We start from the raw sequence: 18,382 nt of genomic DNA, 5'->3' as shown, positions 1-18,382 counted from the left end.
TACTCGGCAACGATCCGCAGCTTCTCCTCCACAGTGCGCTTCGGGATCTTCCCTGTCGATCGGGTCATGACAATCACATCCTCACGCCCCCACGGTTTGTCTCACCCCAGGCTGACAGAGAGGGCGCGGTTCGCGCGTGAGTGCATCCCCAGGAGCGGATGTAGAAGGAGCGGATGTGGAGGGGCGGAGGCAGCGAGCGGATGTGGAGGAGCGGAGGCGGTGGGCGGAGATGGAGGAGCGGATGCGACAAGCGGACCGCAGCCTAGGTGCTCGCCCCGAAGCCCGACCCTCACCCGGAGCATCCTGACCGCCGCGAACCCCGTTTGGATAGTTCCTCCAGTGCCGAATAGCAAATCGGGTCAAAACTCACCAAATCGCGGCCGCTACTTGGCCGATCGGACAACACGGACCCCCGCACCGATTCTTTGTTAAGCCACTGCATTCACTAGGCTCAGCTTGTTCACATGACAAAAGAAGAGGGAAAGGGGCAGATTTGCTGGGCTCTACTGCGTTGAGTGCAACGGCCGTGGTTCTACTTCTGTTGGTGTTCTACGGCGGCACCATGTTCATGTCTTCGCGGATCGCGAAGCGGAAAGAGAACGCCGACAGCTTCATGACCGCCGGCCACAAGATCGGGTTCGGCATCTCGGCGGCGTCGATGACCGCCAAGTGGATCTGGGCGTCGTCGATGTACGCCTCGGTCAACTCCGGATACCTCTACGGTATTTCGGGGCCGATCCACTACGGGTTCTGGGGAGCCCTGATGATCCTGTTCATCTATCCCTTCGGTAAGCGCATCCGCAAGGTCGCCCCGCAGGCGCACACCCTGGCCGAGGTGATGTTCGCCCGCCACGGCAGGTCCTCCCAGTTCATGCTGGCCGGATCCAACATCCTGGGTTCCGTCATCTCGTTGACGTCGAACTTCATCGCCGGCGGCGCGCTGATCTCCATGCTCAGCCCGTTCAGCTTCATCCAGGGCGTGATCGTGATCGCCGCGGGCGTCCTGCTCTACACGCTGTGGTCCGGCTTCCGCGCCTCGGTCCTGACCGACTTCGCCCAGGTGCTGGCCATGCTCGGCGCGGTGATCATCATCGTGCCGTCCATGTTCTTCTTCCTCGGGGGAGTCGAGCTGTTCACCACCGGTGCCCAGAACCTGACCCCGCAGCAGCAGTCGTTCTTCTCCTCGGACGCGTTCCTCAACCAGGGCGCGCCGTACATCGCGGCGGTGCTGGCGTATGCGATCGGCAACCAGACCATCGCGCAGCGGCTGTTCGCGGTGCGCGAGGACCTGATCAAGCCGACCTTCATCACCGCGACGATCGGCTACGGCGCGACGATCATCGGCATCGGCATGGTCGGCGTACTCGCTCTCTACGCGGGGATCGATCCCGTCGACGGCGACCCGAACAACGTCCTGCCGCAGGTCGCGGCCGAGTACCTGCCCGGCTTCCTGGTGGCGGTGTTCTTCATCATGATCATCGGCTCGCTCTCCTCGACCGCCGACTCGGACCTGTCCGCCATGTCGTCCATCGCGATGAGTGACCTGTACGGCCAGGGGATGCGTGGACGAGGCAAGCTGCCGAACCCCCGCGTGATGCTCATCGTCGGCCGGATCACCATGGTCCTGGCCACGGTCGCGGCGTTGTTCTTCGCCAACATCAGGTTCAACATCCTCGATCTGCTGGTGTTCGTGGGCGCTCTGTGGGGCGCGTTGGTGTTCCCGGTGATCGCGAGCTTCTACTGGAAGAAGGTCACCAACAGCGCCTTCACCGTCTCGGTGCTCGTCGCGCTGGCGGTCTTCCTGCCCACCCGCTTCGGGCTGGTCCCGGACTCGGGCGTCCTGGCCTACGGCGTCGAGGCGCTCGCCGTGGTGGGTGTGGGCGTGGTGCTCGGACTGATGGTGTTCGGGTTCCTCGGCCTGAGGCCGGCGTTCGTGGTGGCCGTGGTCGCGGCGCTCGCCAGCGCCCCGTTCATCCTCGGCTTCCTGCGTGACTACGACACGCTCACGGCGTCACTGGTCGCGTACGCGGTCAGCACGATCGTCTGCGTGGCGATGTCGTACCGCAGTTCGATGGAGTTCGACTTCGCCACGATCGCGGTCCGCACCGCCGACTACGACACCGTCGAGGTGGCGGAGGAACTCGCCGAGGCCGGCGCCGGGAACAAGGACCAGAACAACAGTGATGACGACGACGACGTCGTCCGCGTCTAGGAAAGGACGGCAACCGCATATGACACCGATTCTTCTCACGATCTATGTGCTGATCTGGCCCGTGATCGTTGCCGGCGTCCTCGCCGTCCTCGTCGGCGCCTTCGTCAAGGAGGCCGCCGAGGCCAAGCGCGACGGCGTCCCGATCATCTAGCCGATGCCCCCTCTGCGGGAATCAGTCATACTCGGGGGAGCTACAGACCCCTATTCCAGAAGTGGAGTGTGTGAAGCACCCTGATGGGTACTCCTCCGAGCAGGCCCGGGTCGAATGACGACCCGGGCCTGAGACGTGTCCGGCGAGTTCGTCCCCTCACCGCCCTGAGTGGGCACGGCCGAGCGGAGGTGGCACGGTGGGTGTGACCATCCTGACGTTGCTCCTGGGGATCGTCGTGATCCTCGCGATCATCGCGGCGAACGGCTACTTCGTGGCGCAGGAGTTCGCCTACATGTCGGTCGATCGCAATCGGCTCAAGGCCAGGGCAGAGGCGGGGGACGCGGCGGCGGAGCGGGCGCTCAAGGTCACGCAGCGCACGTCGTTCATGCTCTCGGGCGCCCAGTTGGGGATCACGGTCACCGGCCTGCTCGTCGGTTACGTGGCCGAACCGCTGGTCGGCGAGGCGCTCGGTGAGCTGCTGGGCGGGGTGGGCGTGCCGCTCGCGGTCAGCGTGTCGGTGGGCACCATGCTCGCGCTGGTCGTGGCGACAGTGGTGCAGATGATCTTCGGTGAGCTGTATCCCAAGAATCTGGCGATCGCCAACCCCGAGCCGCTGGCGCTGGGCCTGGCCCGGTCCACCCGGGTGTACCTGACCGTGTTCGGCTGGCTCATCGTGGTGTTCGACCGTGCGGCCAACCTGTTGCTGCGGGTGGTCGGTGTCAAGCCCGTTCACGATCTCGATTCCACGGCCACGGCCGAGGACCTTGAGCGCATCGTCGCCGACGCCCGCACCAGTGGGGATCTGCCCGAGAACCTGTCGGTGCTCATCGACCGGATCCTGGACTTCCCGGATCGCACGGTCGAGCACGCGATGATCCCCCGGCCCCAGACCACCGTGGTCACCCCCGAGGTCACCGTCGGTGAGATCCGGGCCATGATGGCCACCGGTCACACGCGCTATCCGGTGGTCACCGCGGACCAGGAGCCGGTGGGGATGGTCCAACTCGCGGACCTGCTGCGCGCCGGGGCGGGGGATGACGCGACGGTGGACGAGCTGATGCGTCCCGCCGTGGTAGTGCCCTCGCTGATGTCACTGCCGGACGCCCTGTCGACCCTGACCCGGGCCAAGACACAGCTGGCCGCGGTGGTCGACGAGTACGGGGGGTTCGCCGGAGTGGTGACGATCGAGGACCTCGCGGAGGAGCTGGTCGGCGAGCTGACGGACGAGCACGACGCCGAGCCCGAGGCGGTTATCTCGCTCGAGGAGGACGGCTGTTGGCGGATGGACGGAGACGTGCACATCGACGAGGCGGAGAGGGCGATCGCCCGCCAGCTCCCGCATGGTGACTTCGAGACCGTTGCGGGGCTCGTGATCGCGACCCACGGGGAGCTGCCCGAGGTGGGGCAGACGGTGACCGTGGAGTTGCCCATGGATCCCCGGGAGTTGATCTCCCACCATCCGGAGGAGTTCGCCCTGGAGATCGAGGTGCTCGAGGTGGCACGTCTGGTGCCCAGCGAGGTGAGGTTGACGCTGGTGGAGGGCGGACGCGATCGCGCCACTGACTCCGGTGACTCCGCTGATTCCGGCGCGGACAAGGGTGGTGACCTGTGATGGACAATCCCTTCGTCGTCGCGGCGATCACCGCCGCACTCATCGTCCTCAGCGCGTTCTTCGTGGTGATCGAGTTCGCGCTCCTGGGGGCGCGGAAGCACCGGTTGGAGAAGGACGCCGAGACCAGCGCGTCGGCGCGTGCGGCGCTGCGCGGCATCAACGAACTGACCGTCATGCTGGCCGGTGCCCAGTTGGGTATCACGGCGTGCACCTTCGCGCTGGGCGCGGTGACCAAGCCCGCGGTGGACGCCTGGCTCGGGCCGGTGTTCTCCTCGTGGGGAGCCCCGGCGCAGCTCGCCGGCGGAGTGGCCTTCGCCCTGTCCCTGCTGCTGGTGACCTTCCTGCATCTGGTGGTGGGGGAGATGGCCCCCAAGTCGTGGGCGATCGCCCATCCGGAGTTCGCCGCCAAGTTCATCGGATTGCCCTCGAGGGGGTTCGTCTGGGTGTTCCGGCCGATCCTGCGCTGGGTCAACGCTGTGGCCAACCGTCTGGTCGCGGCCAGCGGCGTCACCCCGGTCGAGCGTGCTGCCGTGGGCGGTCAGGACGCGGACACCATCCGCCAGCTCGTGGAGCACTCCGCCGAGACCGGCGCCCTCGAGGAGTCCTTCAGCTCCCCGCTCTCCGGGGCGCTGGGGCTGGAGGACCTGGACCTGGGGGCACTGGTCGATGCGTCCAGGGAGCCGACGGCGGTCGCCGCGGACGCCACGGTGGCACAGGTCCACGAGGCGGCCGCGCGTACCGGGCACATGCGGATCCTGGTCTTCGACGAGGACTCGGCCACCCCGTCGGTGGTCCACGTGCGGGACACGTTGATGGAGCCGGTCGACGATCCGGTGGGCCCGCTGGCCCGTCCGGTGATGGTGCTCGATGTCCGGACACCGGTGTACGAGGCGCTGGGTACCGCGCGGGAGAAGAGCGAGCAGCTGGCCGCGGTGATGGACGCGGGCCGGTTCGTCGGCGTGGTCACGATCGCCGACATCCTGCGGCACCTCCTGCCGGAGGATGCCGAGAACATCAGCTGAGGGATTCCCGTTCCCGGCTCGGGGCCCCGCGTGACGAGCGGTTCACGCCAGGAGCGAGGCGTCCACCTCGTCCCACGAGCTCGCACCGCAGAGTGAGAGCGTGAGGTCGATCTCGGCCAGCAGGTTGTCCAGCACCTCGCCGACCCCCTGCTGCCCCGCGATGGCCAGTCCGTAGATGTGGGGCCGCCCGAGCGTCACGGCGTCCGCCCCGCACGCCATGGCCTTGACCACGTCGGTGCCGTTGCGGATCCCGGAGTCCAGCAGCAGTGTGGGCTCCGGGCCCACGGCCTCGCGGATCCGCACGAGGGCGTCGAGCGTGCCGATCGATCCGTCGACCTGCCGACCTCCGTGGTTTGAGACCATCACCGCGTCGACGCCCGAGTCGAAGGCCCGCCGCGCGTCCTCCGGGTGCAGGACGCCCTTGAGGACGACCGGCAGCCGGGTCCGTTCCCGCAGTGTGGCGATGTGGTCCCAGTTCAGTGACGGGTTGGAGAACGTGTCGAGGAAGGTCTGGACGGCGGCGCGGGTCTCCGGAGCGCGCAGGTTCCCGCGGAACCCGCCCGGGTGGTTCCGCGCCATCTCGAGCAGCGTCAGGACCGCTTTGGGCGTCACCGTGACCGGGTCCGGGTCCTCGCCGGCCTCCTGCGCCACCCGTTCGGCCACCATCTCGGCGAACCGCGGGTCCGAGGTGTACTGCGCGATCCCTACGCCGCGGGTGAACGGCAGCGAGCCGAGATCCAGATCCCAGGGCCGCCAGCCGAGGGTGGTGGTGTCGAGGGTGACGACAAGCGCCCCCGCGCCGATGGCCTCCGCCCGGGAGATGAAGCTGTCGACCAGCTGCTCGTCCTTGCTCCAGTACAGCTGGAACCAGCGGGGGCCGTCCTTCATCGCCGCGGCCGTGGACTCCATCGGAGACGACCCCTGCGAAGACAGGATGTACGGCAGCTCGCGCTCGGCCGCGGCGCGGCCGACATGCACGTCGGCGTGTCGGCGGACCAGTCCGGCGGCGCCGATCGGGGCGACGATCACCGGCGCGGGGAGCGTCTTCCCGAGCACCTGCGTCGAGAGGTCACGCTCGGCGGTGTCGCGCAGGACCCGCGGCACTAGTCGGCGCCGGTCCAGCGCCTCACGGTTGGCCGCCATCGTCAGCCCGGAGCCGGCCCCTCCGTAGACGTAGGCCCAGGCCCGCCTGCCGCCGGGTCGGCGCAGGAGCGCCCGGCGCGCGGCGGCCTCGAGCTTCTCCGCACTGGTCGGCACCGTGGGGGTGATGCCCGAGACCCCTGCCCGGTAGATGGTGTTCTGGCGCGCGCGGCCGGGGGCCATCGCCTCTGGCTCGGCGCCGGGGGAGGCCGTGTGCGGGGTCGCTGAGTCGGACGTCATATCGGTGAGACTACTGAGGGCTGTGGGCCCGCGTCCTACGTCACGACCGCCTTACGTCACGACCGCTCTACATCACGACTGTGTGCAGGACCGCCAGCCCGGCCGCGCCGCACGCCGCCGCCACGAGGAGCGAGGTGAGGGTGCCGATGATGAACCGCTCGCTCACCGCGGGGTTCTCCCTGATCTCCGGATAGCGGCCCAGCGCCTTGATAGCCACCACCACGGCTGCCAACTCGAAGCGCCCGGCCAGGATCGCCGCCGTGAGCCCCACACGCTCGAGGATCCCGATCCACATCCCGCCGCGCAGGACCTCGCGGAGCTGCGGTTCGGAGTTCTCGCGCCGTTGCACGACCGGGGTCCGCGAATCGCCGCTGACCTCGACCGTGGGCGGCTTCGGCACTCGGGCCGAGCGCAGGACCAGCGACGCGATGGGTGAGCCGAGACCGGCGGAGACCCCGAGACTGACCAGGACGATCAACCCCACGACGATCCACTCGGGCCAGGTGCTCATCGCGGCCCTCCCGTCGCGGCCTGGTGCGCGCCGGCGAGGAGTCGGTCGAGTGCGGGGTAGGCGGCGCGTTCCTCGCGGATCCGTGACAGCCGCAGAGCGCCGTTGACCGAGGCCGGGGTGATGTCCAGCTCGTGGGCGGCGGCCGCCTGGGTGTCCGAGTGGTCGACGGCGTCCACCACGCGCCACTGTGCCTCGGTCCGGTCGAGCACCAGGGGGGCGACGAGCGCCCACACGGCTTCGCAGTCCGCGGCCCAGGCCGTGCCATCACCACCGGCCCGACCGCCGCCCCCTGCCGGGACGCGGACCGCGACGGAGCTGCTCAACGACTTGGCCGCCTCGACGGCCTCGCGCGCGGCAAGATAAGCGGGCCCGCGGCCGGCCCGCGTCCCGGTTGCGTAGGAGTCGTCGTCGACCTCTCCCGCCCCCACCCCGCAGTGCCACTCGCCACCGCGCAGCGCCACGAGCAGCGCTGATCGAACGGCGGCGGGGTCTGTCAGCAGGCCCTGGACCTCGTCGCCCGCCGTGCGTTCGAAGGCGGCTGCGCAGGGGATGTCCGCCAGGTCCCGGAGCAGTCCCGGCACCAGGTCCTCGGCGATTCGGCTGCCGCGCTGGTCGATCGTCACCACGTACATGAGGCGATCCTGCCACAGTCCAGCGACATAAGGTGAATATGCCTAATTCCTGACAATTAGCCGAAACCGCCTAATATCGGCGTCTGTGGCGCAGGGACCTTATGGGCGCAGGGACCTTATCCGGGACTCACGCGGGGGCGGGCCTTCCGATGTCGGCCGGGGCGTCGCCGAAGGTCTCCTTGCGTTCGCGTGCCCGGACCTTCTCGCCCCACGCGTCGAGCCGGGCGCGGCCCCACGGGGTGCGGTACCGCAGACCGTTGAGCGCCACCAGGTAGGCGTGCGCCCACGGCGGCCGGACCGGCAGGCCGAACTCGCGCATGGACTCGCGGCCGAGCAGCATCGTGAGCATGCTCAGCAGTCGCTCGTGCCCCACCCACGCCCGCACGCCGGGCAGCGGCCCGCTGCGCTTGCGCTGACGCTGGGCCTCGACCAGGGCCTGGGTCAGTTGCGGGCCCGCCTCGCTGAGTCCGGCCTGGGCCAGCAGGATGTGATAGTTGATGCGGTGCCGGTCGCGTTCGCTACTGACCAGGAAGTCGTCGTCGACCCCCATCAGCCATCCCACGTAGCGCCACATGTGCATCACGGCGTCGGAGTCGCGGCGGGGCATCGGCACGCCCAGGGTGCGCACGCCCAGCAGGACCACGGCGTCGAAGAGGCCGAGGGTGGCGGCCAGGTCGCTCTGGCTGATGGGCAGGCCCCACCGATCGGTGTCCCAGCGGGGCTCTATCGCCTCGTTGACCACGGCATGCATGGCGCGCACGTGCCCGGTCAGCCGCCACGACTCGCCGCCCGGCCGCAGCCCGTCGGGGATCGAGAGGGACATGGTCCAGTGGCTGGTCTCGGCCAGCCGGCGCAGCGTGGTGCTGCCGGTCAGGCCGCCGGTCGCCACCAGTAGGTCGGTGGGTCCGCCGAAGCGGTAGCCGCCGATCAGCGAGAGCTGCAGCAGGATGTCCGCGGCGTTCTGGCCCAGGCGCAGGTACACCTTCTGGCCGTGCGCGATCTGGTCCCAGTCGACCCAGTCCGGGGTGTCCTCCAGCAGGGCGATGTAGTTGCGCAGCGCCTCGGGGGCGTCGTCGGACAGGCCCGCGGACCCGCTCGTGAGGGCCTGGTCGAGTTGGCGACGGCTCACCGCTCCCGGTTCGCCGGACCGCAGCCGCATGGCGCGGGCCAACCTCGCTCCGGGCTCGTCCTTCTCCAGGTAGCCGCGGCCGAGGCGGTCCATGAGTTTCTCGTCGATCTTGTCCACGCGGGCTATGTGCTTGAGGGCGCGACCCATGCGGCGGGAGCGGTCCTCGGCCTCGCGGTATCGGGTGGGGTACGGGGAGGTGACGGCGTCACGCTCAGGCGCTGTGGTCATGGTGCAACTATGACGCGAGTATTTACTCGCATACAATTCGCGTCTATGAGAAGGGTTCCCCAGCAGGCACGTTCCCGGGCGATGGTCGAGCGGATCGTGGAGGCTGCTCGCGTTGTGCTCGTGCGCGACGGCTACGAGTCGTTCACCACCAACCGCGTCGCCGACCGGGCCGAAGTGAGCCCGGGCTCGCTGTACCAGTACTTCCCGGACAAATCCGCGCTGGTCACCGAGGTCATGAATCGATGGTCGGCGGAGATCTCCGACCGCGTGGCCGCGTCCCTCGCCGGCGCCGGCCCGGTGGACGTGCAGAATCCGGGGACCGTGCGCTCGATCGCCGACGCGCTGCTCGCCGCGTTGGAGATCGACGCCGGGCTGCTGCGGATCGTGTGGGAGGAACTTCCCGCCGTGCGTCACCGGGACGCGCAGCGCGCGCTGGAGTTGCGGGTCCGTGAGCTGTTGGCCGTCTACCTGTCCGCGGCGGGGGCCTCGGCCGGCGGCTCGGCCATCGACCCCGCCGCCCGCGCGTGGGTGATCGTGATGGCCGTGGAGAACGTGGCGGTGCGATGGGTGCTGGACCAGCCCGCCATCAGCCGGGAGGCGCTGTTGGACGAGTTCACTGCCCTGGCCGGGGGGTACGCCCCGCGCAGGTGAACCGGGGTCGCCGGGAGCGGCGAGCGGCTGCAGATCAGGGGATACCCGGACGCGCCGATGGTCGGGATTCGGGCACTATGGCACTCGATGACCATTCACCCCCGCCGCGGCAGCGCTGTGGCCCTGTCCCTCGCCGTGGCCGTGGTGGCATCGGCCTGCTCGTACGGTCCCACCCGCGAGGCCCCGCCGGACATCCCGCCCGGCATCCCGCCCGCCGCCGGAGCGCCCGTGCCTCCCGTGGACATCAACGCCCCCGGCCGGACCTCCGATCAGCTGCGGCCGTGGGCGCAGGAGATCAACGAGCAGATGAACATCCCCGTCGCCGCCCTGGCCGCCTACGGCAACGCCGCGGAGACCATGCGCCAGACCCGGCCCGAGTGCAACCTCGCGTGGACGACCCTCGCCGGGATCGGGCACGTGGAGACGCGGCACGGCCGGTACCGCGGGGCGTCGTTGAGTGACGACGGCTACGCGCTGCCGCCGATCATCGGGATCAAGCTCGACGGGTCGCCGGGCTTCGCCGACATCCCGGACACCGACGGCGGGGAGCTGGACGGCGACACCGAGAACGACCGGGCGGTGGGCCCAATGCAGTTCATCCCCGAGTCGTGGCGCAAGTACGGCGTCGACGCGAACGGGGACGGGCGCGCCGACCCCAACCAGATCGACGACGCCGCCGTGGCCGCCGCCCGCCTGCTGTGCACCAACGGGGGAGACCTGTCCCAGGCCGAGAACTGGCAGCGGGCGGTCCTGGCCTACAACGCCTCCCGCGAGTACGTCATGGACGTGCGCGACGCGGCAGCGGCGTACTCGGTGGGGACCACGGCGCCGTAGTAGCTGCGTTCTCCGAACACCCGCCCGGCCCCGCCCGCCGGGGTGCGGGGGCGTCCGCGGTCCTGCGCGCAGATGTACGGAGCGCCCCGCGGCATCAGGGTCCGCGTCCATGAGATTTTTCTGACTGCACCTTCACCGCGTGTTCTCCCTGGCGTCGCCGGGAAACCGCACGGGTTGCCTACGGTGAGCCGGGTTAGCTCCACGCGCACAGCAGATCTCGACCGGCCCCCCGGAAGGACCGATGGACGACGACGCACACACTGCGATCGTGGATCTACTCCTCGGTTCGCTCGCCTGCGCCGGTGACCGCTTCGCAGGGGTCTGTTCCGTCCTGGGCCCGTGGGGGTCGGGCAAGACCACGATCCTGCGTGGGTTCGTCGACAGGGCGAGGCTCGCCGGCGCCCGCGTCGTCCACGTGACCTGTTCGCCCGAACTCCGCCATACGGACGGGGCCGTGCTCGATCTCGTCCGCTCCGCGGTGGAGTTCGACGAGGGCGGCCGCGGTGACGCCGGAACCACCGTGAGACTGCCGCAGCAGGGGCGTCCGATGAGCTCTCCCGACGAGGTCCTGGGTGCGCTAGCACCCCTCCTGGCCGAGGGCCCGGTGGTGCTCGCCGTCGACGACGTGGAGTTCGCGGACCGGCACTCCCTCGCGGCGTTCAAGGATCGGGGACCCTGGCTCCGCCGGCAGGGGGCCATGGTCGTCTACACCTCGGACGGGCCCTGGAACCCGGCGGCCCGGACGGACGCCGTCCTCGCGGACGTCACCGACTACGTCTACTACGTCCCACCGGTCACCGCGTCGGGTGTCCGCGCGATACTCGCCGAGGCCGGTGTCGACGACGTCGACGAGACCGATGCCGTGATCGAGGGAGCGAACGGGAACCCGGCGCTCGCGATGGCCCTGGCTGCGGATCTGACCGCCTCGCCCAGCTTCACCGTGCCCCTCCGGGCCGGGCGGGCCTACCTCCGCGCGGTCGACTCGGCCCTGCGCTATCTGGGGGCGGAGGCGGAGCAGCTCTGCGGTCTGCTCGCCGTGGTCCCCGCCAGCTCCGGCACCTCGTCCGCGGCCCTGGCATCAGTACTCGGCAGGTCTCGCGCCGAGGTGGAGACCCTGATCGACGTCCTCGGCGCCGTCGGGGTGATCGACGGGGCGCGGTTCCGGATCGAGGGCACGGCGGAGCACCTGCGCGCCACCACCGCGCGGGACGCGGACTCGCCGGCCGTCCGGTTCCTGGCCGACACCCGGGCGCCGGAGACCATCGCCGTGCCGGTCGTGCTCGCCGCGCTGCGCCGGGGGGATCGCGACGAGGCCACGCGGGTCATCGCCGGGCTCGGATCCCGGCCCATCCTCCCGACGCCGCGGGTGATCACCCAGATCCATCTGGCCTACGCCTGGTACTACGGGCGGTGGACGGGACCGGAGCGGGAGCCGGTCCGCGATCTCACCCCCGCTCTCCTCGACCCCTGGACCTCACTGATCGACGCGGTAACCCGCACCGAGGACGAGGCCGAGGACGAGGCCGGGGAGGTGGACCTGCAGACCGCGGCCGACCACCTGGTCGCGGACCTGCTCTCGGGCCCGGCCGTCCCCGAGGCGATCGCCATGGTGGTGGAGGCCGTCGCGAGTCGCCGTCCCGACGCCGACCTCTCGTCGTGGGCGGCCCGCATCGAGACGGTGGCCGAGCGTTCCGAGGACCCCGCCGGGTCCGCGCTCCTGCACACGGTTCGTGCGACGACGTTGCTCCGCACCGGCGACCGACCCGCCGCCCGCCTGCTGGTCGACCGGGCGTTCCGGATCCTGCCCGGTGGGCGATGGGGCGCGGCTCTGGGGTTCCCGCTCGCCACGGGGCTCGCCGCGGTCGAGGAGTACCACGCCGGGATGATCGGCCCGTCCGGTCCGCCGGACCTCATGGCCACGACCCTGCACGACCTGCGGGTCCTCCTGGCCCGGGCCCGACGGTTGACCGAGAACGGCGCGGTACTGGCGGCGATGGGTGAGCTCCAGGCCGTCGACCGACTGGCCGTGCAGTGCGGGCTCGACGGCCCCGTGGTGGGCCGTGCGCGGGCCGAGCTCGCGGGCCTCCGGGCGGGCTTTCCCGGGTCGGTACTCGCGGGCTCCGGGTCGTGGACGCTCCCCGCGATCCCGGGTCCGACTGATCGGCGTGCGCCGCGAGGTGGCGGCCCGGACGACGACGGGGACGACCGCAGATTGAGCGAGGCGGAGCTCCGGGTGGCCGAACTCGCCGCGGAGGGATTGACGAACCGCGCGATCGGGCGACGCCTGCACGTGACCGTCAGCACGGTCGAACAACACCTGACCAAGGTCTACCGGAAGCTCGGGGTGAGCGGCCGGGTCGATCTGTCCACCGGGATCGCCAGGAACCGGGCGGAGCTCGACGGACCCGGAGACCACCTGCACCCCGTCCTCACGCGACCACCCACCGACCCCCACCGACTCGAGGCGAAGGAACTGTGATGACCAGCAAGCCCTGCACGATCTGCCGAGGACCCGTCCGGGAGTTCCACGACTTCGGTATGCAGCCGCTCTCCGACGCGTTCCGCCGCCCCGGCGACGACTCGGAGGAGTACCTGTTCCGACTGGCCGTGGGCATGTGTGGGGACTGCACGATGGTCCAGCTCATGGAGGAGGTGGATCGCGACAAGATGTTCCACGAGTCGTATCCCTTCGTCTCCGGGGGCTCCGCCGGGATGCGCGCCCACTTCGCGGGGGTCGCGGGGAGATTCCTGGAGAACACGACCGGCCGCGGCGACGACTTCGTGGTGGAGCTGGGCAGCAATGACGGAACGATGCTGTCCCACCTGGCCGAGGCCGGGATGCATCACCTGGGGGTGGAGCCCTCGGCTGGCGTCGCCCGGCTCGCCGTCGACAAGGGGGTGCGGGTCCTCGGGGACTTCTTCGAGGCCGAGTCGGCCGCCCGCATCCGCGCGGAGCACGGGCCGGCGACGGTCATCTACGCCGCCAACACGCTGTGCCACATCCCGTACCTGGATTCGGTGTTCGCCGGGGTGGACGAGCTGCTGGCGCCCGAGGGGATCATGGTCTTCGAGGACCCGTACCTCGGCGACATCGTCGAGAAGACCTCCTTCGACCAGATCTACGACGAGCACTTCTACCTGTTCTCCGCGCGGTCGGTGGGGGCGCTCGCGCAACGTCACGGGCTGGAGCTCGTGGACGTGGAGTCGCTGCCCGTGCACGGCGGCGAGGTGCGCTACACGCTCGCCCGCCGCGGCGCCCGGGAGGTCTCCGACGCCGTCACCGCCATGATCGCCGCGGAGGAACGGTCCGGGCTGACCGAGCCGGCGACCCTGGAGGCGTTCTCGCAGCGGGTCTCGGGGATTCGCCGGGACCTCGTGGCGGCGCTCACCGACCTCCGCGCTCAGGGACTCACCGTGGTGGGATACGGAGCGACCGCCAAGAGTGCGACGGTGCTCAACATGTGCGGAATCGGCCCCGACCTCGTCCCGCGGATCCTCGACAACACCACGGCCAAGCAGGGGCTGCTCACGCCCGGGTCCCGCATCCCGGTGGTCGACTCGGCGACCTTCTCCGACCCGTACCCGGACGTGGCGGTGCTGTTCGCCTGGAACCACGCCCGGGAGATCACCACCCGGGAGACCGGGTTCCTCAAGGCGGGGGGACGCTGGCTCCTGTACGTCCCCGGCGTCCACGAGATGTCGGAACCCGCTGGCGCGCCGGTTCGAGTCTGACCCGGACTGTGACTGATTCGGACTGTGACTGACCCGGACTGTGAATGATTCGGCCTGTGTCTGATGCGTGCCATGCCTGATCCGTGCACTGTCGTGGTCCTCGGGGCCGGTGGCTACGTGGGCGGTGCGCTTGCCCGGGCTCTGCACCTTCCCGGGGTCCGGTTGCGACTGGCGGGGCGCCGCCCGCCCCCGTGGGAGTGCGACGGCCCGGTGGGCGCGGTGGACCGCCGCGCCGCGGATCTCACCGACCCCGGTGCGGTACGCGACCTGGTCGCCGGTGCCGACGTCGTCGTCGTCTCGGTCCTGTACGCGCCCGACGGGAGTTGGCGCGACGCGGACGCCGACCCCGTGGCGGCGCGCTGCGTCAACGTGGGCGTCGTGGAGTCGGTCCTGGAGTCGGTCGGTGGTGACAGGGACCCGTCGCTGCCGCCACCGGTCGTCGTGGTGCCCGGGACGGCCTCGCTCGACCACGCGGGAGACGGCGCGATGTCGGAGCACGTGATGTCGGTGTACGAGCGGCACAAGGCGGAGGCGGAGGAGCTCCTGATGGAGGCGACCCGGCGCGGGACGGCGCGGGGGATCTCGATGCGCCTGCCGACGGTCTACGGGGCCGCGGGGCCGGGCCGGACGGTGGGTCGGGGGGTCGTGGCGCAGATCCTGCGCACCGCGCTGGACGGCCGACCGCTCACGATCTGGGGGGACGGGAGCGCCGACCGGGACCTGGTGCACATCCGGGACGTCGCCGACGCGGTCGCGACGGCGGTCGCGTCCCCGGACCTGCTGGCGGGGCGGCGGTGGTCGATCGGCACCGGTGAAGCCGTGACCCTGACCCGGTTGTTCACCCTCGCCGCCTCGGTCGCCGCCGAGCGGGTGGGCGGCTCACCGGTGCCGGTCGAGTACGTGGAGCCACCGTCCGGTGCCACCGTCACCGACGCCAGATCATCGGCGGTCGACCCGGGGCCGTTCTCGGAGCGGACCGGGTGGACCGCGGGCACCCGCCTGGAGGACGGGCTCCGGCAGACGGTCGACGAGTTGGTGCGCTGCCCCTGAGGCCCTACCCGGCGCCGAGCACCCTGCGCAGCTCGGTGATCACCCGGTCCTGGTCCCGCGGCGGGAGGGAGGGGTACATGGGCAGCGAGAAGATGCGCCCCGCCAGCTCCTCGGTCACCGGGAGCGAACCCCGCTCGTAACCGAGGTGGCCGAACCCTGTCATGGTGTGCACCGGCCACGGGTAGCTGATGTTCAGCGAGATCCCGCACCGGGTCAGCTCCTCGATGATCCGGTCCCGGTCGGGGTGCCGTACCACGTGGACGTAGTAGACGTGGGTGTTGCCCGCGGCGAGTTCGGGCAGAACCAGCGCGGTGTCGTCGAGGCCCTCGCGGTACCGGCGGGCGACGTCGCGCCGACCGTCGATGTAGGCGTCGAGGCGGCCGAGTTTGCGGCGCAGGATCTCCGCCTGGACCTCGTCCAGGCGGCTGTTGTGCCCCGGGGTCTGGACGACGTAGTAGGTCCGCTCCATCCCGTAGTAGCGCAGCCTGCGCAGGTCCGCCGCCACATCGGGGTGATCGGTGATCACCGCCCCGCCGTCGCCGTAGGCGCCCAGGACCTTCGTCGGATAGAACGAGTACGCCGCCGCCCGTCCGAATGTCCCCGCCAGCCGGCCGTGGTGCCGCGCGCCGTGGGCCTGGGCGCAGTCCTCGAGGACCGGGATCCCCCTGGAGTCGGCCAGGGCCATCAGGGCGGTCATGTCGACGCACTGCCCGTAGAGGTGCACGGGGACGATGCACGCCGTGCGGTCGGTGATCGCGGCCTCGACCGCCCCGACGTCCATCAGGTGGTCCTGCTCGCGGACGTCGACGAACACCGGGCGGGCCCCGACCGCGTCGATCGCGACGACGGTCGGCGCCGCGGTGTTGGACACGGTGATGACCTCGTCGCCCCGTTCGACGCCCAACGCCCGCAGGCCCAGCACCAGGGCGTTGGTCCCGTTGTCCACGCCCACACAGTGGTCGACACCGTGGTAGGCGGCGAACTCCTGCTCGAAGGTCTCGACACTCGGTCCCATGACCAGCCGACCGGAGGCGAAGACGGTCTCCACGGCGTCGAGGAGGTCGTCCTTCTCCCGGTGGTACTCCTCCAGGTATCCCCATACCCCGATGGTCATGCTCTGGGTCCTTTCGTCGATGGTCGTCACGCGTGTGCGGAGACGAGGCTCGTCAGGCAGAGCGCGATGCTGCGGGCCTGGACGTTGAGGTAGAAGGAATGCCTCATGAGGTCGGAGATCTCGTCGAGTCCGAACCACCGGAATCCGGCCGGGGCGGGTACCCGGGTGTCGATCTCGACGACCATGTACCTGTTGCGGGCGAAGTAGAAGCGGCCGCCCTCTTCGGACTGGACGACGTCGAACCGGACGGACCCCGGGTCGGGGGACAGGAAGCGCTCGAGGAACGGAGGGGCGGCGCGCCCGGGGTCGCGATCGAGGGTGTCCGGCTGACACTGGACCGTGGGGCCCAGCTCCACGCCGTCAGTGCACCCCGGTTCGGTGCGCGAGCGCATGAGGACGCTGACCGCACCGCCCTCGCGGGTCACCAGAGCCCCCACGATCCCCGTCCCCGTCGGGGCCAGCATCGGCTGGTGCCAGGACGAGACCTCCCGGCCCGTGGCGGTCACCTCCACGCCGAGGATGGTGAAGTGCCCGCCGCTGTCGTGGCGGATCATCCCGTCCTCGAGGCGCCACCGCGTGGCCGCGTGGAGCGGGATCAGCTCGGCGGAGAGCTCGGTCGCCGTCCGTTGGTCGGTGATCCACGAGAGCGACCCCGGCCGCGCGCCCCCGCCGACCGTCTCCACCCCGGCGAGCGCCTCGGGCGGCGCGCACGCGAGAACCGTGCGGGCGTCCATGTTGAGCAGATCGGGCACGTGGAGCAGCTGCAGCAGCAGCGGGAGACCCACCCAGCAGAAGCCCTCGCGCGGTTCGACCCCACCGTGGGACTCGACGATCATGTTCCGGTTCCGTTTACGGAAGAACCAGGCGCCCTGTTCGGACTGTCGGACGTCCGCGAGCACCAGCTCGGGATCGACGTCGCGGAAGTGCTCGAGATAGGGGACGGGGCGACCACCGTGTACGCGCAGGTAGTTGCTCCGGGTGGCCTGCACCGTCGGCGAGAGCTGGACCCCGCCGGGGTTGCCCGGTTCGAACTTGGCCTGCATGAGGAACCGGGTCGGGCCGATACGACTCCGGTCGGCGAGGATGCCGAGGATCCCCACCTCCGGTTGGCAGATGATCGGCTGGTCCCACGCGGACACCGGGCCCGCCGGATCGGAGACGCGGACGCCCTCCACGGAGAAGAACCTCCCGGACTCGTGACCGAGATTGCCGCTGACCGGATCGACGCTCCAGTTCCTCAGGTCCTCCAGCGGGATCGGCCGCGCCGTCATGGTCATCCGCTCGCGCTGGCGGTCGAGCCACTCCATGACCTCGCCGACGGTCTCGAACCCGGGCATCCGCCGGGTCTCCCGCGAGCTCACGAGATCCCTCCGCCCGGGATCGTCCGTTCGAGGGATCCGCGGGCCTCGGCGTCGGCGCGGAGGCTGTCCTCGTACGTGGGCAGCGTGCCGGCCGCCTCCAGCTCCGCCACCGACGGTGCGGCCCTGTCCCGTTCCGAGAGCAGGACGTCGGCGGGATCGGGCAGGTCGAGTCCGATCGCCGGGTCGTAGAGGTCCACCGCGAGCTCGTCCTCCGGAACGTACTCTCCCGACATCAGGTAGACCATCCGGGAACCGTCGACCAGGCTGTGGAACGCGTGCCCCACGCCCGTCGGGATGAGCAGGCAGGTGAGCTCGTCGCCATCCAGCAGGACGGTCTCCACGACGCCCCGAGTCGGCGACCCCACCCGGAGGTCGACCAGGTGATCCCTGACCCGCCCCGCGGTGCACAGCACGTACTTGGTCGTCCCGGGGGGCGTGCGGGTGAAGTGGACGCCCCGGACCACTCCCGCGCGGGACACGCTCGTCGCGCCCTGGCGTAGTGCGAACATCCCGCCGGCACCGCTGTCGTGCAGCAGCGAGTCGAGGAGGAATGGGGAGAAGTGCCCGCGCTCGTCGTCGAAACGTGGCGGCGTCACCACGTGGGCTCCCTCGATGCCCAACGGTCGTGTCCTCACGGCATTCCACCTCGATCTCCCGGCGTGTCGCGACAAGCGTGCGTCGACGGGCGCCGGGGGACAACGGTGCGGGGCGACAAGTGGGGTCGGACTGGGGTGAGGCTGTAGGTCAGACGGTGGGGTGGGGT

At 70.4% G+C, this 18,382-nt stretch carries 16 protein-coding genes; 9 read left to right on the top strand and 7 right to left on the bottom strand.

The genetic code is table 11. From position 1 onward, the window contains the following. The first annotated feature begins 568 nt into the window (after positions 1-568). The 4 genes from NJE57_RS18460 (at position 569) to NJE57_RS18445 (ending at position 4,997) form a co-directional block, all read left to right on the top strand. Entirely contained in the window at positions 569-2,212 is a 1,644-nt protein-coding gene (locus tag NJE57_RS18460; RefSeq protein WP_319029975.1) for a sodium:solute symporter family protein, read from the top strand. Between the two features lie 19 nt (positions 2,213-2,231). Beyond that, positions 2,232-2,363 (top strand): putative transporter small subunit, encoded by a 132-nt coding sequence (locus NJE57_RS18455; protein ID WP_319029974.1) that lies wholly within the window; start codon positions 2,232-2,234, stop codon positions 2,361-2,363. A gap of 196 nt (positions 2,364-2,559) precedes the next feature. Then, entirely contained in the window at positions 2,560-3,975 is a 1,416-nt protein-coding gene (locus NJE57_RS18450) for a hemolysin family protein (RefSeq protein ID WP_319029973.1), read from the top strand. Continuing rightward, a complete protein-coding gene (locus NJE57_RS18445; protein ID WP_319029972.1) occupies positions 3,975-4,997 on the top strand; it encodes a CNNM domain-containing protein in 1,023 nt (340 codons plus the stop codon). Before NJE57_RS18450 ends, NJE57_RS18445 begins: the two co-directional genes overlap by 1 nt. Positions 4,998-5,039: 42 nt before the next feature. Here NJE57_RS18445 and NJE57_RS18440 read toward each other — a convergent pair whose 3' ends face one another. From NJE57_RS18440 to NJE57_RS18425, 4 genes are all read right to left on the bottom strand, one after another. After that, positions 5,040-6,377, bottom strand: a complete 1,338-nt coding sequence (locus NJE57_RS18440) for an alpha-hydroxy-acid oxidizing protein (protein WP_413464436.1) — start codon at positions 6,375-6,377, stop codon at positions 5,040-5,042. A 67-nt stretch (positions 6,378-6,444) separates the two neighbouring features. Next, complete coding sequence (locus tag NJE57_RS18435) at positions 6,445-6,888, bottom strand: hypothetical protein (protein ID WP_319029970.1); 444 nt, start codon at positions 6,886-6,888, stop codon at positions 6,445-6,447. Further along, complete coding sequence (locus NJE57_RS18430) at positions 6,885-7,520, bottom strand: hypothetical protein (protein WP_319029969.1); 636 nt, start codon at positions 7,518-7,520, stop codon at positions 6,885-6,887. The genes NJE57_RS18435 and NJE57_RS18430 overlap by 4 nt, the downstream gene beginning before the upstream one ends. A 127-nt stretch (positions 7,521-7,647) precedes the next feature. Beyond that, on the bottom strand, positions 7,648-8,877 hold the full coding sequence (locus tag NJE57_RS18425; protein WP_319029968.1) for an oxygenase MpaB family protein: 1,230 nt from the start codon (positions 8,875-8,877) through the stop codon (positions 7,648-7,650). A 45-nt stretch (positions 8,878-8,922) separates the two neighbouring features. Between NJE57_RS18425 and NJE57_RS18420 the strand changes: the two genes are divergently transcribed. The 5 genes from NJE57_RS18420 (at position 8,923) to NJE57_RS18400 (ending at position 15,144) form a co-directional block, all read left to right on the top strand. After that, the gene (locus NJE57_RS18420) at positions 8,923-9,528 is read left to right on the top strand and encodes a TetR/AcrR family transcriptional regulator (protein ID WP_319029967.1); all 606 of its coding nucleotides are present in this window, start codon (positions 8,923-8,925) and stop codon (positions 9,526-9,528) included. Between the two features lie 87 nt (positions 9,529-9,615). Beyond that, positions 9,616-10,362 carry a lytic transglycosylase domain-containing protein gene (locus tag NJE57_RS18415; RefSeq protein ID WP_319029966.1) on the top strand — a complete coding sequence of 249 codons (747 nt, stop codon included), beginning with the start codon at positions 9,616-9,618 and terminating at the stop codon, positions 10,360-10,362. Positions 10,363-10,603: 241 nt separating this feature from the next. Next, positions 10,604-12,841: a helix-turn-helix transcriptional regulator gene (locus NJE57_RS18410; protein WP_319029965.1), complete on the top strand. Its 2,238-nt coding sequence runs from the start codon at positions 10,604-10,606 to the stop codon at positions 12,839-12,841. Next, positions 12,841-14,094 (top strand): class I SAM-dependent methyltransferase, encoded by a 1,254-nt coding sequence (locus NJE57_RS18405; RefSeq protein ID WP_319029964.1) that lies wholly within the window; start codon positions 12,841-12,843, stop codon positions 14,092-14,094. Before NJE57_RS18410 ends, NJE57_RS18405 begins: the two co-directional genes overlap by 1 nt. Before the next feature lie 72 nt (positions 14,095-14,166). Further along, entirely contained in the window at positions 14,167-15,144 is a 978-nt protein-coding gene (locus NJE57_RS18400; protein ID WP_319029963.1) for an NAD(P)-dependent oxidoreductase, read from the top strand. Positions 15,145-15,148: 4 nt separating this feature from the next. Here NJE57_RS18400 and NJE57_RS18395 read toward each other — a convergent pair whose 3' ends face one another. The 3 genes from NJE57_RS18395 to NJE57_RS18385 are packed head-to-tail and all read right to left on the bottom strand — an operon-like array spanning position 15,149 to position 18,254. Beyond that, a complete protein-coding gene (locus tag NJE57_RS18395) occupies positions 15,149-16,258 on the bottom strand; it encodes a DegT/DnrJ/EryC1/StrS family aminotransferase (RefSeq protein ID WP_319029962.1) in 1,110 nt (369 codons plus the stop codon). A 26-nt stretch (positions 16,259-16,284) separates the two neighbouring features. Further along, positions 16,285-17,619, bottom strand: coding sequence for an NDP-hexose 2,3-dehydratase family protein (locus NJE57_RS18390; RefSeq protein ID WP_319029961.1), 1,335 nt, complete (start codon positions 17,617-17,619; stop codon positions 16,285-16,287). Further along, a complete protein-coding gene (locus NJE57_RS18385) occupies positions 17,616-18,254 on the bottom strand; it encodes a dTDP-4-dehydrorhamnose 3,5-epimerase (protein ID WP_319029960.1) in 639 nt (212 codons plus the stop codon). Before NJE57_RS18385 ends, NJE57_RS18390 begins: the two co-directional genes overlap by 4 nt. Between the last annotated feature and the right edge of the window lie 128 nt (positions 18,255-18,382).

The organism is Dietzia sp. PP-33 (genome assembly GCF_033790845.1).
Classification (GTDB): Bacteria; Actinomycetota; Actinomycetes; order Mycobacteriales; family Mycobacteriaceae; genus Dietzia.
The sequence above is the reverse complement of the archived record's forward strand: the minus strand, read 5'-3'. Positions and strand labels throughout refer to the sequence as shown.